Origin of the sequence: Meiothermus sp. QL-1, from assembly GCF_003351145.1 — a bacterium.
Lineage (GTDB): Bacteria > Deinococcota > Deinococci > Deinococcales > Thermaceae > Meiothermus.
The window spans coordinates 67,500-93,622 of sequence record NZ_QQSV01000004.1; the positions used below are offsets into that span (position 1 = coordinate 67,500).

General features: G+C 68.3%; 28 protein-coding genes and 1 riboswitch. Of the genes, 5 read left to right on the forward strand and 23 right to left on the reverse strand.

Annotated elements, in window-relative coordinates; all coding sequences use genetic code 11:
- Positions 1 to 7: 7 nt before the first annotated feature.
- The 18 genes from thiC to DV704_RS06405 form a co-directional block, all read right to left on the reverse strand.
- On the reverse strand, positions 8 to 1,315 hold the full coding sequence (gene thiC / locus DV704_RS06325; RefSeq protein ID WP_114798738.1) for a phosphomethylpyrimidine synthase ThiC: 1,308 nt from the start codon (positions 1,313 to 1,315) through the stop codon (positions 8 to 10).
- Positions 1,302 to 2,240 (reverse strand): FAD-dependent oxidoreductase, encoded by a 939-nt coding sequence (locus tag DV704_RS06330; protein ID WP_114798739.1) that lies wholly within the window; start codon positions 2,238 to 2,240, stop codon positions 1,302 to 1,304. The genes thiC and DV704_RS06330 overlap by 14 nt, the downstream gene beginning before the upstream one ends.
- On the reverse strand, positions 2,237 to 3,019 hold the full coding sequence (locus tag DV704_RS06335; RefSeq protein WP_114798740.1) for a thiazole synthase: 783 nt from the start codon (positions 3,017 to 3,019) through the stop codon (positions 2,237 to 2,239). Before DV704_RS06335 ends, DV704_RS06330 begins: the two co-directional genes overlap by 4 nt.
- Positions 3,020 to 3,214 (reverse strand): sulfur carrier protein ThiS, encoded by a 195-nt coding sequence (gene thiS, locus DV704_RS06340; RefSeq protein ID WP_114798741.1) that lies wholly within the window; start codon positions 3,212 to 3,214, stop codon positions 3,020 to 3,022.
- On the reverse strand, positions 3,201 to 3,818 hold the full coding sequence (thiE, locus tag DV704_RS06345) for a thiamine phosphate synthase (RefSeq protein ID WP_114798840.1): 618 nt from the start codon (positions 3,816 to 3,818) through the stop codon (positions 3,201 to 3,203). The genes thiS and thiE overlap by 14 nt, the downstream gene beginning before the upstream one ends.
- 68 nt (positions 3,819 to 3,886) lie before the next feature.
- Positions 3,887 to 3,996: riboswitch (TPP riboswitch) on the reverse strand.
- A gap of 39 nt (positions 3,997 to 4,035) precedes the next feature.
- Positions 4,036 to 4,503: a hypothetical protein gene (locus DV704_RS06350; RefSeq protein ID WP_305037669.1), complete on the reverse strand. Its 468-nt coding sequence runs from the start codon at positions 4,501 to 4,503 to the stop codon at positions 4,036 to 4,038.
- A 14-nt stretch (positions 4,504 to 4,517) separates the two neighbouring features.
- Entirely contained in the window at positions 4,518 to 5,045 is a 528-nt protein-coding gene (locus tag DV704_RS06355; RefSeq protein WP_114798742.1) for a hypothetical protein, read from the reverse strand.
- A 3-nt stretch (positions 5,046 to 5,048) separates the two neighbouring features.
- Positions 5,049 to 5,762: a hypothetical protein gene (locus DV704_RS06360; protein ID WP_114798743.1), complete on the reverse strand. Its 714-nt coding sequence runs from the start codon at positions 5,760 to 5,762 to the stop codon at positions 5,049 to 5,051.
- The gene (locus DV704_RS06365; RefSeq protein ID WP_114798744.1) at positions 5,759 to 6,709 is read right to left on the reverse strand and encodes a hypothetical protein; all 951 of its coding nucleotides are present in this window, start codon (positions 6,707 to 6,709) and stop codon (positions 5,759 to 5,761) included. The genes DV704_RS06360 and DV704_RS06365 overlap by 4 nt, the downstream gene beginning before the upstream one ends.
- Positions 6,687 to 7,097, reverse strand: coding sequence for a hypothetical protein (locus DV704_RS06370; protein WP_114798745.1), 411 nt, complete (start codon positions 7,095 to 7,097; stop codon positions 6,687 to 6,689). The genes DV704_RS06365 and DV704_RS06370 overlap by 23 nt, the downstream gene beginning before the upstream one ends.
- A 203-nt stretch (positions 7,098 to 7,300) precedes the next feature.
- Positions 7,301 to 7,441, reverse strand: a complete 141-nt coding sequence (locus DV704_RS12155; protein ID WP_158539611.1) for a hypothetical protein — start codon at positions 7,439 to 7,441, stop codon at positions 7,301 to 7,303.
- Positions 7,428 to 7,754 carry a hypothetical protein gene (locus DV704_RS06375; RefSeq protein WP_114798746.1) on the reverse strand — a complete coding sequence of 109 codons (327 nt, stop codon included), beginning with the start codon at positions 7,752 to 7,754 and terminating at the stop codon, positions 7,428 to 7,430. Before DV704_RS06375 ends, DV704_RS12155 begins: the two co-directional genes overlap by 14 nt.
- A gap of 6 nt (positions 7,755 to 7,760) precedes the next feature.
- A complete protein-coding gene (locus DV704_RS06380) occupies positions 7,761 to 8,717 on the reverse strand; it encodes a VWA domain-containing protein (RefSeq protein WP_114798747.1) in 957 nt (318 codons plus the stop codon).
- A 10-nt stretch (positions 8,718 to 8,727) separates the two neighbouring features.
- A complete protein-coding gene (locus DV704_RS06385; protein WP_114798748.1) occupies positions 8,728 to 9,786 on the reverse strand; it encodes a VWA domain-containing protein in 1,059 nt (352 codons plus the stop codon).
- Complete coding sequence (locus DV704_RS06390; RefSeq protein WP_114798749.1) at positions 9,783 to 10,733, reverse strand: DUF58 domain-containing protein; 951 nt, start codon at positions 10,731 to 10,733, stop codon at positions 9,783 to 9,785. Before DV704_RS06390 ends, DV704_RS06385 begins: the two co-directional genes overlap by 4 nt.
- Before the next feature lie 3 nt (positions 10,734 to 10,736).
- On the reverse strand, positions 10,737 to 11,780 hold the full coding sequence (locus DV704_RS06395) for a MoxR family ATPase (protein ID WP_199489948.1): 1,044 nt from the start codon (positions 11,778 to 11,780) through the stop codon (positions 10,737 to 10,739).
- A 12-nt stretch (positions 11,781 to 11,792) separates the two neighbouring features.
- Complete coding sequence (locus DV704_RS06400) at positions 11,793 to 12,188, reverse strand: hypothetical protein (RefSeq protein ID WP_114798751.1); 396 nt, start codon at positions 12,186 to 12,188, stop codon at positions 11,793 to 11,795.
- 50 nt (positions 12,189 to 12,238) lie between these two features.
- Positions 12,239 to 13,126, reverse strand: a complete 888-nt coding sequence (locus DV704_RS06405; RefSeq protein ID WP_114798752.1) for an NAD(P)-dependent oxidoreductase — start codon at positions 13,124 to 13,126, stop codon at positions 12,239 to 12,241.
- Between the two features lie 203 nt (positions 13,127 to 13,329).
- Between DV704_RS06405 and DV704_RS06410 the strand changes: the two genes are divergently transcribed.
- Positions 13,330 to 15,678, forward strand: coding sequence for a galactose oxidase-like domain-containing protein (locus DV704_RS06410; RefSeq protein ID WP_147279589.1), 2,349 nt, complete (start codon positions 13,330 to 13,332; stop codon positions 15,676 to 15,678).
- Here DV704_RS06410 and DV704_RS06415 read toward each other — a convergent pair.
- The gene (locus DV704_RS06415; RefSeq protein ID WP_114798754.1) at positions 15,675 to 16,193 is read right to left on the reverse strand and encodes a hypothetical protein; all 519 of its coding nucleotides are present in this window, start codon (positions 16,191 to 16,193) and stop codon (positions 15,675 to 15,677) included. The two genes, DV704_RS06410 and DV704_RS06415, sit on opposite strands and share 4 nt — an antisense overlap.
- A 74-nt stretch (positions 16,194 to 16,267) precedes the next feature.
- On the opposite strand from DV704_RS06415, the gene DV704_RS06420 reads away from it, so the two are divergent.
- Positions 16,268 to 17,290: a YibE/F family protein gene (locus DV704_RS06420; protein ID WP_114798755.1), complete on the forward strand. Its 1,023-nt coding sequence runs from the start codon at positions 16,268 to 16,270 to the stop codon at positions 17,288 to 17,290.
- Positions 17,291 to 17,310: 20 nt separating this feature from the next.
- Positions 17,311 to 18,069, forward strand: a complete 759-nt coding sequence (locus DV704_RS06425) for a 3-hydroxybutyrate dehydrogenase (protein WP_114798756.1) — start codon at positions 17,311 to 17,313, stop codon at positions 18,067 to 18,069.
- Here the strand turns inward: DV704_RS06425 and dnaG are convergent.
- The 4 genes from dnaG to purE all read right to left on the reverse strand — a co-directional run bounded on the left by dnaG (position 18,066) and on the right by purE (position 24,664).
- The gene (dnaG, locus tag DV704_RS06430; RefSeq protein WP_114798757.1) at positions 18,066 to 19,832 is read right to left on the reverse strand and encodes a DNA primase; all 1,767 of its coding nucleotides are present in this window, start codon (positions 19,830 to 19,832) and stop codon (positions 18,066 to 18,068) included. The two genes, DV704_RS06425 and dnaG, sit on opposite strands and share 4 nt — an antisense overlap.
- A 30-nt stretch (positions 19,833 to 19,862) precedes the next feature.
- A complete protein-coding gene (locus tag DV704_RS12445; protein ID WP_114798758.1) occupies positions 19,863 to 22,955 on the reverse strand; it encodes an AAA family ATPase in 3,093 nt (1,030 codons plus the stop codon).
- Positions 22,956 to 23,057: 102 nt separating this feature from the next.
- Positions 23,058 to 24,146: a 5-(carboxyamino)imidazole ribonucleotide synthase gene (locus tag DV704_RS06440; protein WP_114798759.1), complete on the reverse strand. Its 1,089-nt coding sequence runs from the start codon at positions 24,144 to 24,146 to the stop codon at positions 23,058 to 23,060.
- A 14-nt stretch (positions 24,147 to 24,160) separates the two neighbouring features.
- On the reverse strand, positions 24,161 to 24,664 hold the full coding sequence (purE, locus tag DV704_RS06445; protein WP_114798760.1) for a 5-(carboxyamino)imidazole ribonucleotide mutase: 504 nt from the start codon (positions 24,662 to 24,664) through the stop codon (positions 24,161 to 24,163).
- Between the two features lie 180 nt (positions 24,665 to 24,844).
- On the opposite strand from purE, the gene DV704_RS06450 reads away from it, so the two are divergent.
- Complete coding sequence (locus tag DV704_RS06450; RefSeq protein WP_114798761.1) at positions 24,845 to 25,813, forward strand: sodium-dependent bicarbonate transport family permease; 969 nt, start codon at positions 24,845 to 24,847, stop codon at positions 25,811 to 25,813.
- Entirely contained in the window at positions 25,813 to 26,115 is a 303-nt protein-coding gene (locus DV704_RS06455) for a transcriptional regulator (protein ID WP_114798762.1), read from the forward strand. The genes DV704_RS06450 and DV704_RS06455 overlap by 1 nt, the downstream gene beginning before the upstream one ends.
- The last annotated feature ends 8 nt before the right edge of the window (positions 26,116 to 26,123 follow it).

Here is a 26,123-nt window from a genome sequence, read left to right on the forward strand (position 1 = left end):
TCCACCCCTAGACCACGGGCAGCTCCATCCGGGCCTTCCCCTTGAGCACCGCCTCCACCAGGTTCATGGGGCAGAAGGGGCCGCACATGCTGCAGGCCTTGGTGCGGCTTCCCCGCTCCTCCTTGAGGCGGCGGGCCTCCTCCGGGAAGAGGGCCAGGGCAAACTGCCCCTCCCAGTCCAGGCGGTAGCGGGCCTCGGACATCTTCCGGTTTCGCTCCAGGGCCCTGGGGTTCCCCCGGGCCACGTCCGCGGCATGGGCGGCAATCTTGAAGGCGATGACCCCCTCCTTCACGTGCTCGGGGGTGGGGAGGCCCAGGTGCTCCGCGGGGGTGAGGTAGCAGAGCATGTCCGCCCCCATCCAGCCCGCCAGGGCCCCGCCGATGGCCCCGGCGATGTGGTCAAAGCCCGCGGCGGTGTCCACGGGGAGCATGCCCAGGATATAGAAGGGAGCCCCCCCGGTGAGCTTTTTCTGGACCTGCACGTTGGTGGCCACCTCGTTCAAGGGGATGTGCCCGGGGCCTTCCACCATGGCCTGGACCCCGGCCCTCCGGGCCCGCTCCACCAGCTCCCCGATGGTAAGGAGCTCGGCAATCTGGGCGCGGTCGGTGCTGTCCGCCAGGGAGCCTGGGCGGAGGCCGTCCCCCAGGGAGAGGGTCATGTCGTAGGTGCGGGCGATGTCCAGGAGGTCGTCAAAGCGGGCGTAAAGGGGGTTCTCCTCCCCCCGGTGGAGCATCCAGGCGGCCATCAGGCCCCCGCCCCGGCTCACGATGCCCGTGGTCCTGTGGCTTTGCCGGTAGACCTCCAGGTTCTTCAGGGTCACCCCCACGTGGACGGTGATGTAGTCCACCCCCTCCTGGCCGTGCTCCTCAATCACCCCCAAGAGCTCGTCCGCGGACATGTCAAAGAAGTTCTTGCGCTTGGCCGCCCGGAACTCCGCCTCGTAGATGGGCACGGTGCCCAGGGGCACGGTGGCCACCTCCAGGATGCGGCGGCGGATGGCCTTGAGGTCGCCCCCCGTGGAGAGGTCCATGATGGTGTCCGCCCCGTACTGGATGGCCACCCGGGCCTTTTCCACCTCCTCCTCCGCGTCCACGTAATCGTAGGAGGTGCCCAGGTTGGCGTTCACCTTCACGGAAAGCCCCTCCCCGATGCCCTTGAAGTCCCGGAGGGTGTGGTGGTGAGGGTTGCGGGGGATCACGATGCGGCCCGATGCCACCCCCTCCCGCACAAACTCGGGGGAAACCCCCTCCTTCTCGGCCACGTAAGCCATCTCCTCGGTGATGATGCCCTTCCTTGCCGCCTCAAGCTGCGTCATACTCTACCCCCAAAAACCTAAGCACCCTATGGGCCGTCCAGGGGGCCAGGAGGACCCCGTTCCTCCCGTGCCCCACCGCCGCCAAAACCCCCTCTTCTACCTCCCCTATGAAAAGCTCCCCCAGGGGCCGGTAGCCCCAGAGAGCCCCCAAGAAACCCGCCCCCTCCAGGAGGGGAAAGCGCTCGTGGGCATAGTCGACAAGCCACCTCAAGCCGAAGAGGTCCACCCCCCCGCCCCAGCCCTCCCGGCTCGTGGCCCCCACGTACACCCCCCCTTCCCGGGGCAGGAGGTACCCATCCCCGGCGAAGAGGGGGGCGGGGGGCGGAGGGCCCTTTAGGAGGAGGGCCTCACCCCTAAGGGGCCGCACCGGCAGGCTAAAGCGCCCGCCCCAGGCCCCCACGGCCAGCAGGACCCACCGCACCCTGGCCTCCCCCTCCCGCCAGCGGACCCGGCCCTCCCCTACCCCCTCCACCTCGGCCTCGAGGCGGGGCACCCCCATGGCGGCAAGGGCCTGGAGGAGGGCGGCCCTCAGGGCCCTGGGGTTCACGTACCCCCCGGGGAAGGCCCTGGCGCCCAGGCCCCCCCGCACCGGGTAGGGCAGGGGCTCCTCCGCCCCCCAGAGGGCCTTTTCCCCCTGGGAGAGGGCCACCACGTGGGTGCCGGAAAACCCCGCCTCCACCTCGAGGCCCTGCCTCCTCAGCTCTGCTAAAAGGGCCGGGTAGTAGTCCAGGCCGAAGTGGGCCCCCTTGAGGAGCTCCCCGGAAAGCCCCTCGGGGTAGGGGGCCAGCATCCCGGCGCTGGCCAGGGTGGCCGCCCCCGCCTTCCCTGCGTCCAGAAGGAGCACGGAAAGGCCCCGCTTCCTGAGCTCGTAGGCGGCCAGGGCCCCCACCACCCCCGCCCCCACCACCGCCACCTCGGCCCTCATGCCCGGCCCCCCAGGGGCACCCCGTGGGTGGGGCTGGAGGGGCTTGCCCCCTCCCTGGGCCGCATGGGGCCCGCCAGGAAGGCCTTCCGCCCCGCCTCCACCGCCAGCCGGAAGGCCTCGGCCATGCGGGGAGGGTCCTGGGCCTCGGCGATGGCGGTGTTCACCAAAACGGCATCCAGCCCCAGCTCCATCACCTCCGCCGCATGGGAGGGCAGGCCCAGCCCCGCGTCCACCACCACCGGGGGGAGGCTCTCCCTCTCCCGGGCGAAGAGTTCCAGCAGGGCCCGGGTCCTCACCCCCCAGCCGGAGCCGATGGGGGCCGCCAGGGGCATCACCGTGGCCGTGCCCAGGGCGGCAAGCCGCTTGGCCAGGACCAAATCGGGCCCCATGTAGGGCAGGACCACGAAGCCCTCCTCCAGAAGCCTCTCCGCCGCCCTCAGGGTCTCCAGGGGGTCAGGGAGGAGGTAGCTGGGGTCGGGGATCACCTCCAGCTTCACCCACCTTTCCCCGGTGAGCACCCGGCCCAGGCGGGCCAGGCGCACCGCCTCCTCCGCCGTTTTGGCCCCGGCGGTGTTGGGCAGAAGCCGCACCCCCTCTAAGGCCTCCAGAAGGCCCACGTGCCCCGGGGCCTTAAGCTCCACCCGCCGCACGGAGACCGTAACCACCTCCGCCCCCGCCGCGGCCATGGCCTCCCGCATCACCCCGAAGTCCCGGAACTTCCCCGAGCCCAGGATGAGCCGGCTCCTAAGCTCCTCTTCCCCTACCTTCCAGGTGTCCATCTAGCCTCCTTGCATGAGGGCCACCACCTCCACCACGTCCCCTTCCCGCAGGACGTGGTGGGGGAGCTCGGTGCCGGGATAGGCCTCCTCGTTGAGGAGGACGGCCACCCGGCCAAGCTCTACCCCCAGCTCCTCCAGGGCCTCCCGCAGGGTTTTGCCCTCGAGGGGCTTGGGCTCGCCGTTAACCCACACCATAAAGCCGCTCCCTAAAGGCCCTGGCCGCCCGCTCGGGGTCCTCGGCGTCCAGGATGGCCCGCACCACCACCACCCGCCTGGCCCCCGCCTCCAGGACCTGGTCCAGGTTGGCAAGGTCTATGCCCCCGATGGCGAACCAGGGGGCCTCGAGGTGCTCCGCCGCCCAGCGCACATACCCCAGGCCCGCCGCCTTCCGCCCCGGCTTGGTGGGGGTCTCCCACACGGGCCCCACCGAGAGGTAGTCGGCCCCCTCCTCTAAGGCCCTTAGGGCCTGCTCGGGGGCGTGGGTGGACCGGCCCACCAGGCCGGAGAAAAACCGCCGGGCCTCCAGAGGGGTGAGGTCCCCCTGGCCCAGGTGCACCCCGTCCGCCCCCAGAAGGGCGGCCAGGTCGGGCCGGTCGTTGAGGAAGAAGGGCACCCCGTAGGCCTGGGCCAGGGCCCGCATCCTCTCCCCCAGCTCCAGGATGGGGCGGGCCTCCCAGTCCTTGGCCCGTAGCTGCAAGACCTCCACGCCCCCCGCCAGGGCCCGTTCCGTGCGCTCCAGGGTCTCCTCCTGGCTCCAGCCGGGCCTGGGGGTCACCACCAGGTAAAGCCTTCCCTGCAAGCCGCTCACCTCCTCAGGCCGGCAAGGCAAAGCCCTGCGGCCCAAGGAGAAAGGTGGGTTTTGGGGGTATTCTCCGCATAAGGCTTCCCTCCGCCGGCATTACCCGGATCAGGTTCCAAGGGTTGCTGGGATATACCCAGCTCTCAGCCCCTTGTTCAGGGCACCCCTAGCCTGTGCCCCCACTATAGCACGGCCTGTAGGAGAGGTGTGGGCTCACTCACACACGGCACAGGAAGAAGAAGCCCGCGGCCGCCAGCCCCGCGCTCATGGCCTTGGTGCCGCTGGTGAGGTCCAGGACCACGGGCACGTCCGGGTGCTTTTCCAAAAGGTCCTTCACGTGGCGGTAGATGGCCCCCACGTCGCTTTTGCCAATCTCCAGGGGATAGATGTCCTTCCCCGTCTCCTGGCGCAGGCGGGAGAGGAAGGAGGCGCTTTCCGGGGTGTGGAGCACATACACCTTCTCCGCCCCCGCCCCCAGGACGGCCAGGACCGTGGCCTCCGGGCTTGTGCCCAGGGTGTGGATGGAAACGGCAAAGGGCTGCCGGCTGGGGTAGACCCTGGGCTCCCGGCGCCAAAGCTCCAGGAGGGCCGGCCAGACCCGCTCCTGGTAAAGGGCCTGGGGGTTTCCCCCAGCCCTCACCGCCTCCTTGTAGGCCTGCCATAGGCTTTCTAACACCTGGTCCATACCCCAAACATACCCTAGGCCCGGCGCCGGAGGGGTTTGGGCCAAAGGAAGACCCGCCTGGCCAGCTCCAGGGGGCGGGCCGCCATGGATCTCCCGGGAACCTGCAGGGGGCGGTTTCCTGGAGGCAGGTTAGGCGCCTGGGCCCGCGGGGGCTCAATCACGGTAATCCTAAAGGGCGGAGGCGGTGGGAAGTCCTGCAGAACTTCCAGGGCAAGCTGCAGCTCCTGCCAGTGGTAGTAGCCCTGCCGCTCCAAAAAGAGGAGAAGCCTTGCCACCCTCAGGGAAGCCCAGCGCAGGTTTTCCTCCGAAAGGGGAGCGCGCTCATGGATGACCCGGTTGCGCAGGGCGATCAGCTCCCAAAGGCCCCTCACCAGCTCCCCATCCTGCTCCTGCAGGTACCCCTCCACCTGGGCCATCTTCTGGCCCAGGGTCCCCTCGGGGAAAGCCCCCAAGCGCTCCAGACCCTCCTCCAGGAGGAAGATGAGGCGGACAAAATCCCCCAGGATGTCCCCGGTACGTTTCCATTCAAACTGGAATTCCATACGTCACCAGAAACCGCACACCCGCGGGGAGGCCCCATAGCCCACCAGCCTTCCCCCCGAAGCCTGGACCAACTCCTCCCAGAAGGCGCGGATGGAGGTGGTGAGCCGGGCATTGGCGTTCCTGTCGTCCCCGGCGGTGAGCCCGGCAAAGCAAACCTCCTGGTCCTTCAGGTTGGGCAACCCCAGCTTCTGGCGAACCCGCTCCAGGAGTTTGCGGCGCACCTCCGGCCGCTCCAGTTTGAGGGTGTAGTCGTAGAGGTTCACCAGCTCAGATTGCTCAAAGCCGTGCACCAGAAGGAGGATCCGCCCCTTGCCCCTGGCCCGCTCCCCCGCAGCCTTCAGGGCGGCCACGATCTCCGTACCCCGGGTGCACTCGGCGATGGCCCGTTGCCGCAGCCCATCAAAGGCCTTCAGGGCCTCCTGGTGGAAGGTCTTTTTGAAGCGCTCCAGCTTAAACCTGGGGGTGTTCAGGGCATCCGGGGTTTCCAGCACGCGGATAGGCGCGGTATAGGAACGACCGGTAACAGGCGCTAGGGTGAGCCGCAAGGAGGCGTTGAGGAGCTTTTCCGAAAGCCTGGGGAGAACCTCCTCCGCCAGCATCTCCCGGTAGCCGTTTTGCACCCCTCGAGGCGCACTGCACCCCAGGGCCACCAGCACCTGGTACTCCTCCTTGCCGCCCATGAAGGGCAGGGTGAAGAACAGAAGGAGCTTGATCATACAGCCGGCCGAGCCTCCTTGGGGGGCTCAGGAGGTTCAGGCGAAGGAGGCAAGCGGGGCGGCTCCAAGGGAGGCAGGGCTCCGGTGAACTCCGGTGCGGGGTCCCAGTTGGGCCAGGCCCGGGAAAACCCCCGCCAGTAGGCCGCCACTTCCTCTCGGAAACGGGCCCCCAGGTAGTCCAGGTGGCGCTGGGTCTGCTGGTGGAGGAAGAAGAGCCTGCTGGAAAGGAGCTTTTCCTGGTTCTGCAAAAGGTAGTACCGCCGCAGGAGAAGCTCCCGCTCATGGGGCGTTTTGTAGCCCAAAAATACGGTGAAGGCCACCAGGCCTAACCCCAGGACCAAAAGCGCCACCAAGGCCCAGGTTCCGGGAGCAGGGTCCCCGGCGATGAGGGCCATGCGGCGGGTGAACTCAAAGCGCAAAAAGGCAAAGGTGGCGGCCATGGCCAAAGGGATGAGCCCCATGACCGAGGCCAGGACATAAGCTCCCTTGCGGAACTGGTTGCCCGCCTCATGCCCCATCCAGAACATGACCAGGGTGGCGATGGCCGAGACCACGTAGGCCTCCAGCTGGCTCAGTTCCAGGGTGTCCATGGCCAGCTTGTTGTAGACCAGCTCTGCGGAGAACACCGCGGTGATGAGGCCCCGCCTGCCCCACTCCGCCCACATGTGGGCGAATACCTCGGGGGTGGGTTCGTCCTTTCCCACCACCCCTTCCAGGGCCTGGCGCTGGGTGCGGACCTGAAGAAGCCTTTGTTCCAGCTTTGCCCGCTTGCGGTGGTACCGGTAGAGCAGGGCTTCCATAGCCCGGCGGTAGCGCTGGGCCAGCTCCTGGGGAAAGGCGGGAGGGGACAGGTAAGCCAAGGAGGCGTGCTTGCGGGATAGGCGCTTGCTGTCCCGGCCGCCGTACCAGTAGGCCCGGATGTTCCTAAGGGTTGCTAGCAGGCCCATGCTCCACCTCGGGGAAAAGGCTGTCCAGGTCCAGGGAGACCCCATGCTTGGCCATTAGGGTTGCGGCCTTCCTCCGCGCCTTGGACCATTCCAGGGCCAGGCGCTTTTGAAAGGCCTCCTCCCTCTGGCGCAACTCCTCTTCAAGATGCTTCAGGCGAAGCTCCTCCCGCAGAAGGGCCCGGTCCAGGAGGGGTTTGGGGTAGCGCCCTTCCGCCTCCAGGGCCTTCAGGTAGTCCAGGTTGCGCAAGAACTCCTCTCGGGAGCGCTCCAGGGGTTGGCAGGCCTTGCGGTGCTTGGCTTGCATCCTGATGACCCTCTGCCGGGTGGCCTCCGCGAGGGCCAAAAGGCGGGCCTTTAGGGCATCAGGCGAGGCGCTTTTGGCCAGCATGGCGAAGGCATGGTATCAAAACCGGGGGCGTTCCAGCGTTCACCTGCCCTTGACAAAAGGAGAGTCTGCCCCTTGACCAAAGCCCTTTTGGGCAAAGATAAGTAAGATGGATGCCAATGCCAAGGGCCGTTCTGGTGTCGGTTTTGGGAAGCGACCCTGCCACCACTGCCTTAGGGGTGAAGCTCCTCCTAAGCAAGTTGTCATCAGAAAGCTTGGCGGTTTTCTTGCTGGAGGATGGTGCACCTAAAGCCCAGCTCCCTAAGGCGTAGGAGCAGGGCCAGGGCCACCGTGGTCTTCCCTGCCCCCGAGTGGGGGGCGGCCAGGAGGAGCCTAGGGGTCCGCATCCCTTTCTAGGCTAAAGTACCAGTCCCGGTAGGGGGTGTTCTCCACCCGCCTCCCCGTGTAGTCCGGCCCTTCCCCCCACCAGGGGGGCCCCCGCTCCCCCAGGGCCCGCTTGGCCTCGTCCACCCTTCGGCGGGCCTCTTTGAGGGCCTCCAAGTCCCCCCGCCCTCTGGCCTCCCGCACCGCCCGCCGGGCCTGCATCAGGGCCTTCACCCAGCGTGCCCGCTCCTCCGGGAGAAGGCTTGGGTCCGTGCAACGCCAAAGCCTCCCCTTGGCCACGAAGTAGCGCCCATCGGGGGTTCTGGGGTAACGCATCGGAAGCTAAACCACCCGGCGCCTGAGCCAGGCCAGCGCCAGGCTGCCCGCAAGCGACAGCCCGGCCAGAAGGGCCAGGAGCCCCCCCACCTCTTCCTGCCGCACCCGCCAGACCATCTGGCGGGCCAGGCTGCGGTAGGTCTCCCTGAGCTGGCTGGCCGAATCAATGAAGAAGTAGGCCCCCTGGCCCACCCGGGCTATCTCCCGCAGGGTGGCCTCATCGAACTGGGCGGCTAGGGCATAGACCTCCGGCAGCCCCGGGACCGGGCCCTCGGTCACCCGGCCCACCCCGATGGCGTGGATGCGAATCTGCTGGCGGGCCGCCTCCTGCGCGGCCTCCAGCGGGTCCACCCCAGCCAGGCTGCGCCCATCGGTAAGAAGGATGATGGTGGCCAGGCTTCTGGGGTCCTGGACGTCCTGGCGCTCGGAGAGGGGGGGCAGGGCCGCGATGCTTTCCAGGATTGCATCGCCGATGGCGGTGCCCAGGTTCAGCTCGAGCCGGTCCACCGCTTCCAGCAGCCTCGCCCGGTCGGTGGTGAGGGGCACCACCAGATGGGCATCGCGGGCAAAGGCCACCAGGGCCACCCGCAGGCCCGGGGGCAGCTCGCGCAGAAAGGTGCGCAAAGCCGCCCGCGCCGCCTCAAAGCGGCTCGGGGCCACGTCGGTGGCGCGCATGGACAGGCTCACATCCACCGCGAGCACCACCGCTGCGCGGGGGTCGGTCTGCGGAACCGGCAGACTGGGCCGGGCCAAAGCCAGCAGGGCCAGCACCAGGGCCAGCAGGTAGAGCAAGGCCGGCAGGTGCGGTCTTAAGTAGCCCTTGGGCAGCGCCCGGACCAGGCGGGCCCCGTCGGGCAGCAGCACCGCCGCCCCTCCCGGCCGCCTGAGGGCCTGCCAGTAGAGCCAAACCAGCAAAGGCACCAACAGCAGCAAGCCCAGAGCCCAGGGCCAAAGAAACCCCATCCCCAACCCCCTAAGGCACCCGCCGCTGCCAGCGCAGGCTCAGGCCCGCCCCCACCACCATCAAGGCCGCCGCCAGCCCTGAAAGCAGGAAGGAGATCTCGGTCCGGGTGCCCTCCCAGCGGATTACCGTGCCCAGCTCCTTCACGATTGCCCGCAAGGCCTCCTCGGTGGGGGGGTAGGTGTTCCTGCCCCCCGTGGCCTGGGCTAAAAGCTCCAGGTTCCTCGGCTCAAAGGGCACGTAGTAGTTGCGCCCCTCGAGCCGCATCACTGTCCCCCCCGGCTGGCCCATGGGGAAGGTATAGAGCTTCACATTGCTCTCCTTTGCGAAGCGGGCGGCCAGCTCCAGGCTGGCGCGGGTGGGAAGCTCGAAGTTGCCCCGCACGTTAGAGGCCCCATCGGAAATTATCACCACGCTGCCCGGGGGCAGGTCCTTGGGAGGGGCCTCCACCGAGGGCAGCTCGGGCACCCCCTGCAGGGGGTCGATGGGGGCTAGGCCTGGGGGGGAAAGCTCCGGCGGGGGCCTCAATTGCCGCCGGCCGGGCAGCATCCGCACCGCGGTGACGATGGCGTTTTCAATCGAGGTGTTCTGCGCCGGTCCGAGCCGGTCTATGGCCTCCAAAATCCTCTGCCTATCGGTGGTAGGGAGCACCAACGCCGCGGCCGAGTCGGAAAAGCTCACCAGCCCAATCTGGGTGGTAGGGGGGGCCAGCTCCACAAACTTGCGGGCCGTGGCCTTGGCTGCCTCAAGGCGGTTTGGATTGAGGTCGGTAGCCAGCATGGAACGCGAAACATCCACGGCCAGCACCACCGCGGCCTTGTTGGTGGGCAAAGGTGGGCTCGCCACCGGCCGGGCCGCGGCCAAAAGCAGAAGGAACAGGGCCAAAAGCTGCAGGACCAGGGGCCAGCGCAGATGGGCTTTGGGCGGCTGGCGCACCACCGCAGCCCGAAGACGCGCCTCGGCAAAGGCCTCAGCGCTTTGGGCTCGGCGTCGCTGCACCCAGTAAAGAAACCCCAGCAGAAGCGGCAATACCAGCAAGAACCACAAAAACGCAGGCCAGGCAAAGCTCATTTTTGCCCCCTCCGGCGTAGGGTGAACTTCAGCAAGGGCTCGACCATGTCCTTTGCGGTGGAAAGGACAAGGGTATCCACCCGGGCCGAGCGGAAAATGCGCTCTAGCTCTGCCTCGCGGGCCTGCACCAGAGCCCGGTAGGCCCGGCGCACCCGGGGGTCGCTGGTGTCCAGCCAGACCTCCTCCCCGCTCTCGGGGTCGCGCAGGCGCAGCTCGCCGCCATCGGGCAGCTCGAGCTCGGCCGGGTCAAGGACGCGCACCGCCACCACGTCGTGGCGGTGGGCGAGACGCCTGAGCGAAGCGGCCCAGGGCGGCTCCTCTTGCGGGCTCAGGAAGTCCGAGACCACGAAAAGCAGCGCCCGGCGTCGAATTATCCGGGCCGCGTGCTCCAAAGCCCCCTCCAGCCCCTCCCCACCCCGCCCGCCCCGGGTGAGCGGCAGGAGCTCGCGCAACAGCCGCAGCACCTGCCGGCGACCCACCCCGGGCGGCACCAGCCGCAGGCCCGCCTCCGAAAAGCCAAGCGCCCCTACCCTGTCGCCGTGGCGGGCCGCGATGGCCGCGGCCACCCCGGCAAACTCCAGGGCTACCTCAGCCTTCAGCGCCCGCCGGGTGCCGAAATTCATGGAGGCCGTGAGGTCCACAATCAGCCAGACCGTTACCTCCTTTTCCTCGCGGTACTGGCGGATGTGGAGCTTCCCGGTGCGGGCGGTCACGTTCCAGTCGATGCGCCGCACCTCGTCGCCGGGCTGGTACTCGCGCACCTCGGCCAAATCGAGGCTCGGTCCATAGAAGAAGCCCCTGTAGTCGCCGAACAAAAACCCGTCCAGCCGCCTGATGACCCTAAACTCCAGCCGGCGCAGGAGCTCCGCGGGCAGCAGGCGGGGCCGTGGGGCCTCCGGCTCTGGAGGCAGGGTGAGCTCTATTTTGCTCCGGCGTCGCCAGGGCATGGTCTACACAGCTGGGTTCTCTGGGCGGGCCTCGCGGTAAGGGTCGCCCAGGTGCACCTTGGGCAGAGGGGTGGCGGCGATGATTTTTCGCACCACCTCCTCCAGCTTCACCTCGTCGGCCAGGGCCTCGTAGGAGAGAATCACCCGGTGGCGCAGCACCTCCGGGGCCAGGTCGCGCACATCTTCGGGCAGGGCATACTCCCGGCCGCGCACGATGGCCAGGGCCTTGGCCCCCAGGATCAGGTTGACGCTGGCCCGGGGGCTGCCCCCGTAGCTGATGTACTTCTTGAGGGCCGCAAGCCCCACCTCACCTGGGTCGCGGGTAGCCCGGGTCAGGCGCACGGCGTACTCGGTGACCGCCGGATGCACGTGCACCTGGTCGGCCATAGCCTGAAGGGCCCTGAGGTCTTCGGCGCTCATCACCTCCCGCACCGGCTCGAACCTGGAGGAGACCCGCTCCACCACGGTCATCTCCTCGTAAAAGGCCGGGTAGTCGAGCCAGACTTTGAACATAAAGCGGTCCACCTGGGCCTCGGGCAAAAAGTAGGTCCCCTCCGACTCGATGGGGTTCTGCGTAGCCAGCACCAAAAAGGGGTCGGGCAGCTTGTAGGTCTCGTGCCCGATGGTCACCTGCCGCTCCTGCATGGCCTCCAGCAGGGCAGACTGAATCTTGGCCGGGGCGCGGTTGATCTCATCGGCCAGAATCAGGTTGGCGAAGATGGGCCCCAGCTCCACCTCGAAGCGGGCCTCCCTGGGGTTGTAGATGCGGGTGCCCACAAGGTCGGCCGGCACCAGGTCGGGGGTGAACTGGATGCGCTTGAAGCTGGCGCCGATGGCCTCGGCCAAGGTCTTGACCGCCAGGGTCTTGGCCAGGCCCGGCACCCCTTCGATGAGGATGTGACCCCGGGCCAAGAGGGCCACCAGCATCCGCTCCAGCATCAGGTCCTGGCCTACGATGACCTTTTTGACCTCTAGAAGGAGGGTGCGCAGCCTGGCTGCGGCATCCAGAACGGCTTGGGGCTCGAGGAGGGTTTTCTGCTGCTCCATGTTCAACCTCAGCTAGATGCTGGAATCGGGCCCCCGCTCGGGCGGAAGAGGGCTGGGGGGCGGCGGGGTCCTGGGGTCTAGGGGGATGAGCTCGGGCGGGTCGCCGAACGGGCCGGGCCCTGGCAGCTCAAAGCGATAAAGCTGGCCGTCCTGGTAAATAAGGAGGGGGCACTCCTCGCCTTCCTGTGGCGGCCCGGCGCCTGGACCGCCAGGACCCGGAAGGGGGATGAGCTCCCGGGCATCCGGGGTGGGCGGCAGGGGCTGCTGCGGGTCGAACTGCACCCTCGTCCAGGAGGCCTGTGGCGCCGCGGACGGGGCCATCCAGCGGCCCAGGGCAAAGCCCACCGAAAGCAACAAAAGACTGAGGCCCACCGGCCCCCACCTGCGGTCCAACCCCTTGGGTCCCATACTTTACTTTATGGCGGGCTGCTGGGTTAAGTCTGAGAAGGGCCCCACTTTTAGCGAATCTCCACCCCCGACCACCTCTCCAAAAGCTGCGCTACTGCGGTGTGGTCCACCTCGCTCGAGCCCACCTCGCGCTTGGCCACCTCAAAGAACTCCCGCACCTGCCGAAGCAGCGGAGCCGGGGTGCCCGCAGCCTCGATTACCTTGCTGGCAATCCCCAGGTCCTTGGCCAAAAGCCCTAGGGCGAAGGTGTTGGGAAACTCGCGGGAGAGCACCCGCTGGCCAAACAGGTTCTCGCTCACATTAGAGCGGCCGGAGGAGGCGTTGATCACCTCCAGCGCCAGCCGGGCCTCCACCCCCTGCTTCACCAGGGCCACCATCCCCTCGCTCAAGGCCCAGAGGTTCACCGCCAAAAGCGCGTTGTTGATGGCCTTGACCGCGTGGCCGGCCCCTACGGGCCCCACGTGCACAATCTTGGAGGCGTATACCGCCATCACCGGCTGGGCACGGGCGAAGTCCTCGGGCCGCCCCCCCACCATCACTGTGGCCCGGCCCTCCACCGCCCCCGCCACCCCCCCCGAGAGGCAGGCGTCCAGATAGGCCACGCCCTTTTCCTCGAGCATCGCCGCAGTCTTTCGGGCCAGCTCCGGCTCGCCCGAGGTGTGGTCCACCCAGAGGGTCCCCGGGCGCAGGTAGGGCAGGAGCCTCAGGGCCAGCTCGTGCACCTCGTGGGAGGTGGGCAAGCAGGTGAAGAGCATCTCGGCCTGGGCCACCTCGGGCAGCTCCACCGGTCTGGAGCCAAAAGCCTCTGCGTGGGCCTGGGCCTTAGCAAAGGTGCGGTTCCAGACCAGGGTCTCGAAGCGGCGGGCCAGGTGCCCGGCCAGCGGGTAGCCCATGGCCCCCAGCCCAACGAAGGCCAGCTTAGGTGCTCGCTCGCCCATACCCCCTATCATATAGGGCCCTCGGCGCGTTATTGGGAGCGTTACAACCCCGGGGCTCCGCCCCTTTTCCTGGTAATGGCAAACCGGCAAGGCCCCCGCCGAAGGGCCAGGAAAGATAACGCCCTCTTTACGGAAAACCCGCCGGGAAGGACAAAAGTTCCCCTATCCTGGGGCTAGCTTGCATGGCTAAGGAGGACGCCTGGATGAAGTTGAGTCGCCTTTTGGTCGGTGCGGCCCTGCTGCTGGCGGGCTGTCCTCAGACCCCCCCGCCACCCCCCCCGGCCCAGCTCGAGCCCCCCCGCAACCTCATCGCCTGGGCCGCCTCACCCACCCAGGTCAGGCTTTCCTGGAGGCCCCCCACCGGGCTGAGCAACCCCAGCTTCGAGATCGAGCGCAGGGTGGGTGGAGGCCCCTTCGAGCCGGTCGCCAGCAGCCTGAGCGCCGCCGAGTACACCGACACACAGGCTGCAGGGGGCAAGACCCTGGTCTACCGGGTGCGCACCAAAACCGCCCAGGGCCAAAGCGCCTGGGTGGAGTCCAACCCGGTGCCGGTGCCCATGGGCTGCTCTAACCACCCCGACAACGGCCCAGCCCATATGGTGGGCTGCTTCAGCCCGGTGGTGGACAACTGGCCCCTGGTGGCCACCTACATCGCCCTCCTGCCCAACGGCAAGGTGGTGGCCTGGTACGCCTCGGACGACATTGGGCGCTACCGCGAAAACATCGATGTTCACCAGAGCAATGACCCCCGCAACGCCCCCCCCGCCCAGGAAGACGGCACCATGGTGACCATCTGGGACCCCGCGAGCGGAAGCTTTGAGGACGCCAGCTTCGGCAACGGCAGCCAACGCGGCGTCTCGGGCCAGCCCAAGGGCACCGACCTCTTCTGCGCCGGCTACACCGTGCTCGAAGATGGGCGGTTCTTCACCGCAGGGGGCAACCTGGGGCTCGAGTGGGGCAGCCTGCGCACCAATATCCTCGACCCCAGGACCAGGAGCTGGACCGAGGGCCCCGACATGTGGTGGGGCCGCTGGTACCCCACCGTGACCAAACTCCCCAACGGCGAGCTGCTGATCACCGGCGGCACCGCCAAGCCCAGGCCAGATTTCGTGGAGGGCTCGCCGAATACCCCCGACAACCCCTGCCGCACCCCTTCTGGCTCATGCCCCCCGGGGCTGGCCCAGGGCCTGCCCGGTGGGCTGGACAAAGGCGTCCGCACCCAAAACGCCCGCGGAACCGCCCACAACAACGCTTTCGAGATATACAACCCCGACACCAACACCCTGAGGATGCTGGAGGCCACCGCTGCGAGCGTAGCCTCCTTCGAGCACTACTACCCCTGGTGGCACGTCATTCCCAATGGCCTGGCCTTCCTCACCGGGGCGGGGGTGCACAAAGGGATCCTAGACTGGCAGGCCGGGCAGTGGGTGGGCCTCTGGCGGTCCTATCCCCCCTCCGGGGGCTATTCCACGGTCCCCTACGATGCCCACCGGATCTACGGCAGCTCGGTTATGTACGAGCCGGGCAAGGTGCTGGTCATAGGGGGAGGATACGCAGCCGACACCTACGACCCGCAAGGCACCCTGGAGATTTTCGCCCTCAACAACTGGGAAAACGGCCACACTACCCTGCACCTCGAGGCGAGCCTCAACCCCACCAGCCCCCCTACCATGAAACCCGGCCCCAAGATGCGCTACCGCCGCACCCACCTGGACGCCACCCTGCTCCCCAACGGCGAGATATTCGTGAACGGGGGACAGCAGGACGGCGGTGAGGAGACCACCTCCATCCCCGGCTACAGGCCCGATGGCTTCCCCAACCAGCGCCCGGCCCTGACCGGGGCACTGGCCCGGGAGTGGTGGCCCAAGACGGTCAACCCGGCCACGGTCTTCAACATCGACCTGGCCGTCTATAGAAGCGAGATCTGGAAACCGGGCCCCGAGAACGGCGGCACCGGCCGGTTCGTCCTGGGCCCCCGGGCCCAGCGGCCCCGCATCTACCACTCGGCCGCCCTCCTCCTGCCCGACGCCACCGTGCTCACGGTGGGGGGCGGCGGGTGCGGGCTTTGCGCGGGCAACTTCGAGACCGGCGGACGCGACGAGGGCTACTACGGCCGTTGGTACGGCCAGCCCGAGAAAATCAACCAGAAAAACCACGAGATCTACTACCCGGCCTACCTCTTCAAGGAGGATGGCAGCCTGGCCCCCAGGCCCATCATCACCCGGCTGGAGGGGCTGGCCCCCGACGCCGACTACCCCACCTTGGCCTACAACCAGTCCTTCACCGTGCACTGGAGCCACCCCGACCCCGCCCGCTCCATCCAACGGGTCACCTTCCTGGCCCTAGGGGCCCCCACCCACGGCTTCGACCAGAACCAGCGCTTCTTGCAGCTGGACTTCCAGCAAAGCGGCTACACCCTGACCGTGCGGGCCCCCTACGATAGGCAGTACGGCGGCCTCGCTCGCAACATCGCCCCCCCAGGCTTCTACATGCTCTTCCTGCTCGACGACAAGGGGGTGCCCTCGGTGGCCAAGATTCTCCGCATCCGCTAGCGCAGCAAGGCCGCCAGCAGAAGTCCAACGGCCAGGGTTCCCGCGAAGGCCACCCCCAGCGCCAGCCAAGCCCGGCCGGGCCCAAGCGGCCCCAGGGTGGCCTGGGTCGCCAGGTAGGCGAGGTAAGCGTTGGCCCCCAAAGCCGCCAGGGCCAGCAGGGGCAGCAAGGGGATGCCCACCAGGCTCAGCGCCAGAAGAAGGCCCAGCAGGGAGAAGAGCAGGTTGAGGGGGGCCCAGAACAGAGCAAAGCGGTAGGCCAGGTGGTCCAGGCTGCCCTGGCTGCCCCCTACGCGGTGGACCAGGTAGGCGAAGACCCAGAAGCCCAGCACGTTGCCCGCCACCCCGCTCAAAAAGCCCCCCGAGCCCAGGCTGAAAAGCCCCCCCACCGCCGCCGCAGCCAGCACGTAGAGCGAGGCTTCCAAGAAGCTTCCCCTTTTTGAGGCAAAGGCGGCCACGCTGGGCCGGGTCAGCACCTCCAAGCTCTGGGCCAGCATGGCGCCTAGGGTTCCGGTCATCTCCCGACCAGTCTACCGCGTTCTCTCATGGGCTTTTCAGGCACTGCCCCATAACCCTCCCATAGATTGGTGCCATGCGCTTTCTAGCCCTGCTCATCCTCTTCCTACCGGTCTGGGCCCAAGAGCCCTCCGCCCCCGAGGCCTACACGGTGGCCCGCATCGTGGCCCTGGGCCCGCACACCGCCACCGTGGAGATAGGAGGCGAGCGAAAGGAGGCTGAGCTGCCCACCGAGTTCGCCGGCTTCCACGTGGGCCAGCGGGTGGTGGTCTACCAGGCCGGCGGAAGGGCCTACATCGCCGAACCCTACCGCATCCCCTACCTGTGGGGCCTCCTGGGGCTCTTCGCCCTGGTCACCCTTACCCTGGGGCGGGGCAAGGGGCTGCGGGGGCTTTTGGGCACCGCCGCCAGCATGGGGGTGCTGGCTTTTTTCGTGGTGCCGCAGATCTCCTCCGGCAACAACCCCCTTCTGGTCACCTTCGTGGGGGCCTTCGGCATCCTGGCCCTCTCGATCTACTTCGTGCACGGGGTGAACCGCAAGACCACCGCGGCCCTTATTGGCACCACTCTGGCCACCATAGTGGCCCTGGTGCTCGCCTCGCTCCTCACTGAGTGGATGCAGTTCACCGGCCTCACCTCCGAGGAGACCTTCCTAGCACGCTTCCAGCTCGGGGGCCAGCTCGATTTGGTGGCCCTGTACCTGGCCGGGGTGGTGGTGGGGGCTTTGGGGGCCCTGAACGACGTGACCGTAACCCAGGCCGCGGTGGTGCAGGCCCTGGTCCAGGCCAACCCCCGCTACGGCCTGCGCGAGCTGTACAACCGGGGCATGACGGTGGGCTTCGACCACATCGGCAGCCTGGTCAACACCCTGGTGCTGGCCTACGCTGCAGGCAGCCTGCCCTTGCTGCTCCTCATCAGCAGAAGCGACGTGCCGCTTTACCTGCTGGTGAACAACGAGACCTTCGCCGCAGAGATCGTGACCATGCTGGTGGGCTCGCTGGCGCTGGTGCTGGCCGTACCCCTCACCACTTTGGTCGCGGCCTGGCTTTTGCGGGGGCGGAGGCTCGACTACATCGACCGGCGCTGGCCTGAAGCCTAGGGGCGGGGAATAATGGAGCCATGCAACTCAGCGGCAAAACCGCCCTCATCACCGGGGCAGGAAGCGGCATCGGCAGGGCCATCGCCGAGGTCTTCGCCCGCGAGGGGGCCCGGCTCATCCTAAACGACCTCTCCCCCACCGGGGCCGAGGTGGCCCGGGCCCTGGGCGGGGTCTTCATCCAGGCCGACCTGGCGAACCAGGCGGACGTAAGAGCCCTGGCCGAGGAGGCCTTGCGGCAGGGTCCCGTGGACATCCTGGTCAACAACGCGGGCCTGCAGCGCATCCATCCGGTGGAGGAATTCCCCGAGGAAACCTGGAACCAGATGCTCCAGGTCCTGCTCACCGCCCCCTTCCAGCTCATCAAGTACACCCTTCCCGGCATGAAGCAAAGGCGCTGGGGGCGGATCATCAACATCGCCTCGCTGCACGGGCTGGTGGCAAGCCCCTACAAGTCGGCCTATATCGCGGCCAAGCACGGTCTTCTAGGCCTGACCAAGACGGTGGCCCTCGAGGCGGCCGAGTACGGCATCACCGTGAACGCCATCTGCCCAGCCTACGTGCGCACTGCCCTGGTGGAGTCGCAAATTGCCGACCAGGCCCGCACCCTGGGCATCCCCGCTTCAGAGGTGATCGAGCGGGTCATGCTGGCCCCGGCGGCCATCAAGCGCCTGATTGAGCCTTTGGAGGTGGCGGAGTACGCCCTCTTCCTGGCCTCCGAAAAGGCCGGCGCCATCACCGGCTCAGCCCAGGTGATGGACCTGGGCTGGACCGCGCGCTAGCGCCTGTAGATTCGGCGCTCGGCCTCGATGGCCTGCAGGACCTCCTGGATCTCCCGGGTAAGGGCGCGGATCTCATCCAACTCGGTGGTGTTCTTTAGCTGGCTTTTTAGACGGTCTAAGCGCATCTCGTAGTAGACCTCACGCACCCGGGCCAGGGCCACCGCCAGGTGGGCCTCCAGGCTATCCCGCTCGAGGCTAGGGCTCTTCATGAGCACATCCATCAGCCGGGCCCCCTCCCCCCGCTGCTCGAAGTAGCGCAGAATGCGCCCCTTGCCCCGCTGCTCGCGGCAGACCCGCACGAACTCAGCCAGGAGGCTGCCCTCGGGCGGCCAGGTGTGGTCTTCTACATACTGCACCCAGTCTAAGAACTCCTCCTCTGGCACCCCGTACAGAAGCGCAATCACGTCCAGCTCGCGCAGCAGGCGCTTCTCGGTTAGGTCGGGGCGGCTCAGGCCCAAAGGCACCCCCCCAGGCGGGGTGGCCCGGCCCCGGCGGGCCTGGGCCAGGTAGTCCTCCAGGGCGCGGGGGGTGAGCCCCAGGGCGCTGATGACCTTGGCCTTTAGCCTCTCGGCCACCCGGTCAAAGGGCTCGGGCGACAAAAGGCGCGGCCGGAGAGCCTCGAGCACCTTCTGCTTGTGCTCGGGGCGGCGCAGGTCCAGCCCGGCCGCGGCCTGCTCGAAGCGGTAGTCCACCTCAGAGACTGCCTCGGCCAGGGCCTTCTCAAAAAGCGCCCGCCCTTGCTCCAACCCCAGCAGGTCGGCGGGGTCCTTACCCCCCTCCAGCTTCACCGCGTAGACCACAAAGCTGCGCGCAACCTCCAGGTCCAGGCTCTGCAGGGTGGCCCGGCGACCGGCCTCATCGGCATCGAAGGCCAGATACAGCTCAGCCACCCCGGCCCGCCGCAAAAGGTGGGCCTGCTCCCCGGAAAGCGAGGAGCCCAGCACCCCCACCGCCTCGCTAAAGCCCATCTGGTGCAGGGCTATCACGTCAAAAAGCCCTTCCACTACCACCGCTCGCTCGCGCTCGCGCAGGGTGGCGCGGGCCTGGGGGTAGCCATAGAGGAGGTGGCTCTTCTTGAAAAGGGCGGTCTCGGGGGAGTTCAGGTACTTGGGGTTATCGTCCGGCGCAAGGGCCCGGGCACTAAAGGCCACGATGCGCCCCAAGGGGTCCTGGAGGGGAAAGGTGACGCGGTGGCGGAAGCGGTCGAAATAGCGCCCCTCCCGCTCCAGGAGCACCCCTGCGGCCACCCCTTGGTCCGGGGGAATGCCGTGGTCGTGCAGGTAGCGGAGCAGTCCCTCGCGCGCAGGCGGGGCGTAGCCTAGGCCGAAGCGCTCGATGGAGGCCGGGAGCAGACCCCGGCCTTCCAGATAGGCCAGGGCCTCGCCCCCCAGGTGGCTTTTGAAGTAGGCCTGGGCCAGCTCGAGCACCCGCAGGGCCTCCTTGCGGGGGGAGGGGCGACCCCCAAAGCGGGGCAGCTCCACCCCGGCCTCCTGGGCAAGCCGCTCCAGGGCCTCGCGGAACTCCAGCCCCTCCACCCGCTGCAAAAAGGCGAAGATATCCCCCCCCGCCTTGCAGCCGAAGCAGTAGCAGAGCCCTTTGGCCTCGTCCACATAAAAGGAGGGGGTCTTCTCCTGGTGGAAGGGACAAAGCCCCTTCCAAACCCCCTTGCCGCTGGGCCTGAGCGCCACATACCGGCCCACCAGCTCGCGAATGGAGATGCGGGCGCGAATCAGCTCGATGGCCCGGGCGCTCTCGCTGTCCATAAACCCTCCGGCCCCAGCCGGGATGGACCCTTATTCTAGCGCCTGCCCCGGCTCTACCCCCACCCCCTCAAAAGGGCGCGGGCCCGGGAGGCGCCGGGCCCACCAGCGCAGCCAGATCCCCACGATACCGTAGCCGCGCAGCTTCTCGCTTCTAAGTTCCTGGCAAAGAAGCCGCCGCCAGAGCCTGGCCAGTGGGGTCTTGGCCTCAAAATCAGCCAGCCCAGACTCTCTTCCCTCTAGCAGCAGGATGTGTTCGTGCAGCAGACGGGCATACCCGTGGTGGAGCTCAAAGCCCGAAGCGGCGGTCTGGCGGAGCAGGTAGCGCGAGAGGGCCAAGGCCTTCCTGGCCGAGCGGGAATACAGGTGGAGGCCCAGCACGGTAAGCGCGTGGTAGTAGAGGCCCGGGTTATGCCCCTTCCGGGCCAGCCGGGCTGCCCGCCGCAGGTGGGGGCCCCCATCCTGCCCCTCGTAGCTCCTGCGCAGCCCCAAGGCCAGCTCCGCCAGCGCAAGGGCCTCGGCGTCCTCCACCTCCAGCCCCCACAGCAGCCGTTCCAGCATCTCGCCATGCCTGCGGCCCGGGGCTAGGGCGTGGGCCACGGCCAGGTAGCCGTGCAAAAGAGGGGAAGGGGCCTGGGCCAGCACCGCCTCGCCGTAGCGCAGCGCTTTTTCCAGTTGGCCCGACTCGAGGAAGTAGCGCAAGCAGGCCAGCCCCAGCCGCTCGACCACCCAGGCCGGCGCCCCCTCCACAAGGGGCTCGGCCTCTTCCAACAGCCGCTCGGCCTGCTCGAGCTGGCCCAGATCCAAAAGCAGGGCAGCCCGGCTGGCGTGGTAGAGGGCGGTGAACCAGGCCGGCAGGGCCTCGTGGGGGGCCACCAGGGCGCCGAGGGCCTCCTGCGGCTTGAACTGCCGCCAAAGGGCCTCAGCCAGAAGCTGGCGGGCCTCGAAGCACTCGGTGGGGTTCCGGGCGTGCTCCTCCAGGTAGCGCTCGCAGGCCCGCTGGGCCTCGGCCAACCGGCCCTCCCGCAGCCAGGCCCTGGCCCGCACCAGCAGGGCAGGGCCCTGCAGCCCCGGCGGAAGGCCTGCCAGCAAGTCCTCCGCCTCCGCGCCGGTGCGAACCCGGGCCAGGGCCAGCCGAAAGCGGGGCTCCTGGGCCTCCTCTGGCAAGGCCTCGACCGGCTCTGCCTGCCCTAGGGCCAAGCTGGCCTCCAGGCGCAGGGCCCAGGCCCACTGGCGCAGGGTGGGGGGAAGCTCGGGCGAGGCCAGCGGCCGAGCGGCCAGCTCCAGCGCTTCAGCGTAGCGACCCAGGGCCAGATGGGCCTCGGCAGCTTCCAGCGCGGCCTGCCAGGCCACCCTGCCCTCGGCCAAGCGCAAGGCCTCGAGGTAGCCCAGCAAAGCCCCAGCGTAGCGCCCCTCGCTCCAGGCCTGCTGCGCCACCAGCCGCCAGGCCTGGTAGGCCGCCCGGACGTCGCCGGCGGCCTCCAGATGGACGGCTGCTTCGGCCAACCGGCCCTGGCGCTGGTACCAGCGGGCCGCCTGCTGGTGCCAGCCCCGCGCCTGGCCCGCCCCCACCTGACCCAGCACAGCTTCCCGCAGCCAAGGGATGACGAAGCGAAGCTGCCCCTGCTCGTCGGCCTCGAGGAAACCCTCCCCCACCAGCCGGGTGAGGTCGGCCTCCTCCCCCACCAGGTGGCGCACCAGCTCGGGGGGTACCGTGGGCCCCAGCACTGCGGCGGCCTGCAGGGCCACCCGGGCCGGGCGGGGTAGACCGTCCAGGCGGGGCTGGTAGAGGGGGATGGGCTCGGGCTCCCCCGTCGCGGTCACGCTCAGCGCCCGCACCGCCAGGGGGTATCCTCCGCTGGCCTCGGCCAGGTGCAAACAGGTGGCAGGGGGCAGCTCAGGGCGAATCTGGTGGATGAGCCGCTGGGTCTCCTCCAACGAAAGGGGGCCCAGGGGTAGGGAGAGGAGGTCTTCGGCTGGCCCCCAGCGGTTCTGCCGGGCCACCAGGAGCAGCAAGACCCCTGGGGGGGCCGGCCGGCGGGTGAATTCCAGCACCGTGGGGTCGGCGCTGTGCAGGTCGTCCAGCACCACCACCACCGGCCCCTCCTGGGCTACCCGGGCCAGCAGGCGCTGCCAGGCCTCGACGAGCAGAGCATCCAGCTCGGACGCCGGTAGGCCCGGGTGGGGCTCCAAGCCCACGCTGTACTCCAAAACCGTTTGCAGATGCTCAGGCAGCTCGAGCTGCCGCAGCCGCACGAGGCCCTCCCGCAGAAGCTGCTGCAACCCCTGCCGCAAGGCATGGCGCAGGGCTACCCCCAGGGTCAGCCGAGGGGCCACCACCCCACGCACCCCTTGGGGTAGGGTCTCCACAAAACAGCGGGCCAGGTACGACTTGCCCACCCCCATCGGCCCATGCACCACCACCCGCCGCCCCGCCCCTTGCTGCACCTCGACCAGCGCCTCCCTAAGACGCTGCAGCTCCTTCTCGCGCCCCACCAGGTCGGGCGCTTCCGAGCGCATCCCCCTGTAGCAAAAGGGGACCAGGGGCTCAGCGAAGCCCTTGAGGGGCTGGGGTGGAAGGGGCTCGGCGAGCGCCCTGGGCACCAGCCGCACGGTGGTGGCGTCGCACCACACCTCCCCCGGGGGGGCCGCCTGAGAAAGGCGCTGGGCCAGGTTGACCGCCGGCCCCAGCACGGTCTGGTCCCCCGCCACCCCGCCGCCTAAAGGGGTGCGCAGCACCAGGCCGCTGGCCACCCCAGCCCGCCCCGGCAGAGGGCTGGAGGCAACCATCGCCCGAGCCGCCTCGAGGGCCGCCTGGGCGTCGGACTCCTGGCTGCGCGGCACCCCGAAGACGGCCAGGAAGCCATCGCCAAAGAACTTGTCCACATGGCCCCCATAGAGCCGAGCGTGGCTGGCCGCGGCCTGAAGGGCGTTGTGGGTAGCCTCCCAGGCGTCCTCCAAGGCGTGCTTTAGAGTGTATTCGGTGAAGCGCGAGAGGTCGAAGAAAACCACGCTCACCCAGCGCCGCTCCTGCACGAAGGACCCCCCAGGCCAAAGGGTGTTGCCGCAGTGAGCGCAAATTTCCTCACCGGCGGCGTTGCTGTGGCCACAGCGGGGGCAGATCATGGGTCGGGGGATACCTGCGAAAAACTTCTGCTCCTAAATGAAGGGCCCACCTCTGCACGCGAGCGCTAGCCAGCCCCAGTATACCAGGGTGTTGTGCGGCAACTATGGGGTTTTCAGCCGGGCCTCGAGCCGCTCCAGCAAGGCCTCGAGCCGGGCCTCGCTGTCGCAGCGTAGGGTGATGTGGCCCACCTTCCGGCCCGGCCGCACCGCCTTGCCGTACCAGTGCAGGTGGACCCCCGGCACCTCCAGCACCCGGGCCGGTTCGATGGCCTGTCCAATCAGGTTGAGCATGACGGCGTGCCCACGCGGCGTGGTGGAACCCAAGGGCCAGCCCAGCACGGCCCGCAGGTGGTTCTCAAACTGGCTGGTCTCGGCCCCCTCTATGGTCCAGTGGCCGGAGTTGTGGACCCGGGGGGCCATCTCGTTGGCCCAGAGGACCCCCTCCACCTCGAAAAGCTCAATGGCCAGCAGGCCCACGTAATCGAGGGCCTCCATCACCGCCAGCCCCAGGGCCTGGGCCTGGGCCTGCAAATGCTCCGAGCGGGGGGCTGGAGCCCGGCTTTTGCGCAGGATGCCCCCCTGATGGTGGTTCTCCACCAGGGGGTAGAAGGCCACCTCGCCCTTCTGCGAGCGCACCCCCAGCAGCGAGAGCTCGCGCGTAAAGGGCACCCAGGCCTCCAGGATTGATGGCACCCCACCCAAGCGGGCCCAGGCCTCCTCCAGGTCGGCCGGGGTCCTGATCAGATACTGCCCCTTGCCGTCGTAGCCCAACCGGCGGGTCTTGAGCAAGGCCGGGCAGCCGGTGTGCTCGAGCCCTGCCCAAAGCTCCTCCTTAGAACTCACCGGGTAGAAGCGCGGAGTGGGAATACCGAGCCGCTGGAAGAAGGTCTTCTCCGCCAGACGGTCCTGGGCCACCTCCAGGGCCTGGGGGGGAGGGTAGACCGGCAGGCGGTGGGCGAGGGTTTCCAGGGCCTTGAGGGGGATGTTCTCGAACTCGTAGGTCACCCCTTCAAGCCCCTCAGCGAAGCGCAGCAGGACCTCCTCCTCGTACTCCCCCACGCAAAGCTCGGCCACCTGGCCCGCAGGGGCCTCCTCTGAAGGGTCCAGGAAGCGGAAGGAAAGGCCTAGAGGGTACCCAGCCAAGGCCAGCATCCGCCCCAATTGCCCGCCCCCCAGCACGCCGATCCGCATGGGCATAGCCTACCTCAGACCTGGCGGGGGTCGGGCTGGGCCAGCACGGCCTCGGTCTGGGCGCTGCGGTAGCGGTGGAGGGCCTCCCTGAGGTGGGGGTACTTGCGGGCCAGGATGCTGGTGGCCAGCAGGGCCGCGTTAATGGCCCCGGCCTGGCCGATGGCCAGGGTGCCCACCGGCACCCCTGCGGGCATCTGCACAATGGAGAGCAGCGAGTCCAGGCCCTTGAGGCTCTTCGACTCCACCGGCACCCCCAGCACCGGCAACAGGGTCTTGGCCGCGGTCATCCCGGGCAGGTGGGCTGCCCCCCCGGCCGCGGCGATGATGACCTCAAGACCCCTTCCCTCAGCCTCCTCGGCATAGGCGAAGAGCAGATCAGGGGTGCGATGGGCCGAGACCACCCGCACCTCGTAGGGCACGCCCAGCGCCTCCAGGGTCTTGGCGGCGGGCTCGAGGGTCGCCCAGTCCGATTTGGAGCCCATAATAAGGCCCACCAGGGGATACTCCGGCACGTCCATCGGTCGTCTTTTTGGGCTGTTGCGCCCCAGGCTAGGGGCAGTTTAGCAGAAAAACAAAAGAACACAAGCCCGTTTTTCATCGCCCCGCTTGCTCTAGCCTGGGAATCTCAGGGAGACGGGAGCAAAAAACCCCGGCCCCAGACCCAAAACCCCTTGGCCCTTGAGGTAGAATCCCCCGCCGTGGAAACTCTTGAACTCCTTCGTACCAACCTGCTCTCCCCCGCCGTGCTGGCCTTCGTGCTGGGCATGGTGGCCACCCTGGTCCGCTCCGACCTCAAAATCCCTGAGGCACTCTACACCAGCCTCTCCATCTACTTGCTCCTGGCCATCGGCCTAAAGGGCGGGGCCGCGCTGGCCTCCACCCCTCTGGAGGAGGTCTGGAGGCCGGCCCTGGCCACCCTGGCCCTCGGGGTGCTCACCCCTCTTCTCGCCTACCTGGTCCTCCGCCGGCTGGGCCGGATGGATGTGGTCAACGCCGCGGCCCTCGCCGCCCACTACGGCTCGGTCTCGGCGGTTACCTTCGCCGCCGCCACCAGCTTCATGCAGGCCGCCAGGCAGCCGGTGGAGGGGTATCTGCCCACCCTGGTAGCCATCCTGGAGGTTCCGGCCATCGTCATAGCCCTGCTGATCGCCCGGCGCAACCTGAAGGGCAGCTCGATGGGTGAGGCGGTGCGGGAGATCCTCACCGGCCGGAGTATCCTGCTCTTGGTGGGCGGGTCGCTGATAGGCTTTTTAAGCGGGCCTGAGGGGCTTAAGAAGGTGAGCGCAGTCTTCGTGGAGCCCTTCCAGGGCGCACTGGTGCTGTTTTTGCTCGAGCTGGGCATGGTCGCAGCCAAACGCCTGCGCGACCTGCGGCAGGCGGGGGCCTTCTTGGTGGGCTTCGGCCTGGGGATGCCGGTGGTGCACGGGGCGCTGGGGGTCTGGCTGGGCAGCCTGGCCGGGATGTCGGTGGGCGGGGCCACGGTCCTCGGCACCATGGCCGCCAGCGCCTCCTACATCGCCGCCCCCGCCGCGGTGCGCATCGCCCTACCCCAGGCCAACCCCAGCTACTACCTGACCGCCTCTTTGGGCATCACCTTTCCCTTCAACCTGACCTTGGGGATTCCCCTCTACTTCGCCCTCTCCCGCCTCGTGCACGGAGGTAGCTGATGGCCCTGGTCGCACGCAAGCTGGTCACCATCATCGCCGAGGGATTCCTGGAAGAGCGCCTGGTACGGGATATCAAAAGGCTCGGAGCCAGGGGCTACACCATCACCGAGGCCCGCGGCGAGGGCAGCCGGGGGGTGCGGGCCAGCGAGTGGGAGGGGAGCAACATCCGGCTCGAGACCATCGTGAGCCCCGAGGTGGCCGAGAAAATCCTGGCCCACCTGGCCGAGGCCTACTTCCCCAACTACGCGGTCATCGCCTACGTGGAGACCGTGGAGGTGGTCCGGGGGGAGAAGTACACCTAGTAGACTCC

Coding starts and splice junctions, on each gene's coding strand:
- thiC (WP_114798738.1), bottom strand. CDS start 1,315: ATGACGCAGCTTGAGGCGGCAAGGAAGGGCATCATCACCGAGGAGATG.
- DV704_RS06330 (WP_114798739.1), bottom strand. CDS start 2,240: ATGAGGGCCGAGGTGGCGGTGGTGGGGGCGGGGGTGGTGGGGGCCCTG.
- DV704_RS06335 (WP_114798740.1), bottom strand. CDS start 3,019: ATGGACACCTGGAAGGTAGGGGAAGAGGAGCTTAGGAGCCGGCTCATC.
- thiS (WP_114798741.1), bottom strand. CDS start 3,214: ATGGTGTGGGTTAACGGCGAGCCCAAGCCCCTCGAGGGCAAAACCCTG.
- DV704_RS06350 (WP_305037669.1), bottom strand. CDS start 4,503: ATGGACCAGGTGTTAGAAAGCCTATGGCAGGCCTACAAGGAGGCGGTG.
- DV704_RS06355 (WP_114798742.1), bottom strand. CDS start 5,045: ATGGAATTCCAGTTTGAATGGAAACGTACCGGGGACATCCTGGGGGAT.
- DV704_RS06360 (WP_114798743.1), bottom strand. CDS start 5,762: ATGATCAAGCTCCTTCTGTTCTTCACCCTGCCCTTCATGGGCGGCAAG.
- DV704_RS06365 (WP_114798744.1), bottom strand. CDS start 6,709: ATGGGCCTGCTAGCAACCCTTAGGAACATCCGGGCCTACTGGTACGGC.
- DV704_RS06370 (WP_114798745.1), bottom strand. CDS start 7,097: ATGCTGGCCAAAAGCGCCTCGCCTGATGCCCTAAAGGCCCGCCTTTTG.
- DV704_RS12155 (WP_158539611.1), bottom strand. CDS start 7,441: ATGCGGACCCCTAGGCTCCTCCTGGCCGCCCCCCACTCGGGGGCAGGG.
- DV704_RS06375 (WP_114798746.1), bottom strand. CDS start 7,754: ATGCGTTACCCCAGAACCCCCGATGGGCGCTACTTCGTGGCCAAGGGG.
- DV704_RS06380 (WP_114798747.1), bottom strand. CDS start 8,717: ATGGGGTTTCTTTGGCCCTGGGCTCTGGGCTTGCTGCTGTTGGTGCCT.
- DV704_RS06385 (WP_114798748.1), bottom strand. CDS start 9,786: ATGAGCTTTGCCTGGCCTGCGTTTTTGTGGTTCTTGCTGGTATTGCCG.
- DV704_RS06390 (WP_114798749.1), bottom strand. CDS start 10,733: ATGCCCTGGCGACGCCGGAGCAAAATAGAGCTCACCCTGCCTCCAGAG.
- DV704_RS06395 (WP_199489948.1), bottom strand. CDS start 11,780: ATGGAGCAGCAGAAAACCCTCCTCGAGCCCCAAGCCGTTCTGGATGCC.
- DV704_RS06400 (WP_114798751.1), bottom strand. CDS start 12,188: ATGGGACCCAAGGGGTTGGACCGCAGGTGGGGGCCGGTGGGCCTCAGT.
- DV704_RS06405 (WP_114798752.1), bottom strand. CDS start 13,126: ATGGGCGAGCGAGCACCTAAGCTGGCCTTCGTTGGGCTGGGGGCCATG.
- DV704_RS06410 (WP_147279589.1), top strand. CDS start 13,330: ATGAAGTTGAGTCGCCTTTTGGTCGGTGCGGCCCTGCTGCTGGCGGGC.
- DV704_RS06415 (WP_114798754.1), bottom strand. CDS start 16,193: ATGACCGGAACCCTAGGCGCCATGCTGGCCCAGAGCTTGGAGGTGCTG.
- DV704_RS06420 (WP_114798755.1), top strand. CDS start 16,268: ATGCGCTTTCTAGCCCTGCTCATCCTCTTCCTACCGGTCTGGGCCCAA.
- DV704_RS06425 (WP_114798756.1), top strand. CDS start 17,311: ATGCAACTCAGCGGCAAAACCGCCCTCATCACCGGGGCAGGAAGCGGC.
- dnaG (WP_114798757.1), bottom strand. CDS start 19,832: ATGGACAGCGAGAGCGCCCGGGCCATCGAGCTGATTCGCGCCCGCATC.
- DV704_RS12445 (WP_114798758.1), bottom strand. CDS start 22,955: ATGATCTGCCCCCGCTGTGGCCACAGCAACGCCGCCGGTGAGGAAATT.
- DV704_RS06440 (WP_114798759.1), bottom strand. CDS start 24,146: ATGCGGATCGGCGTGCTGGGGGGCGGGCAATTGGGGCGGATGCTGGCC.
- purE (WP_114798760.1), bottom strand. CDS start 24,664: ATGGACGTGCCGGAGTATCCCCTGGTGGGCCTTATTATGGGCTCCAAA.
- DV704_RS06455 (WP_114798762.1), top strand. CDS start 25,813: ATGGCCCTGGTCGCACGCAAGCTGGTCACCATCATCGCCGAGGGATTC.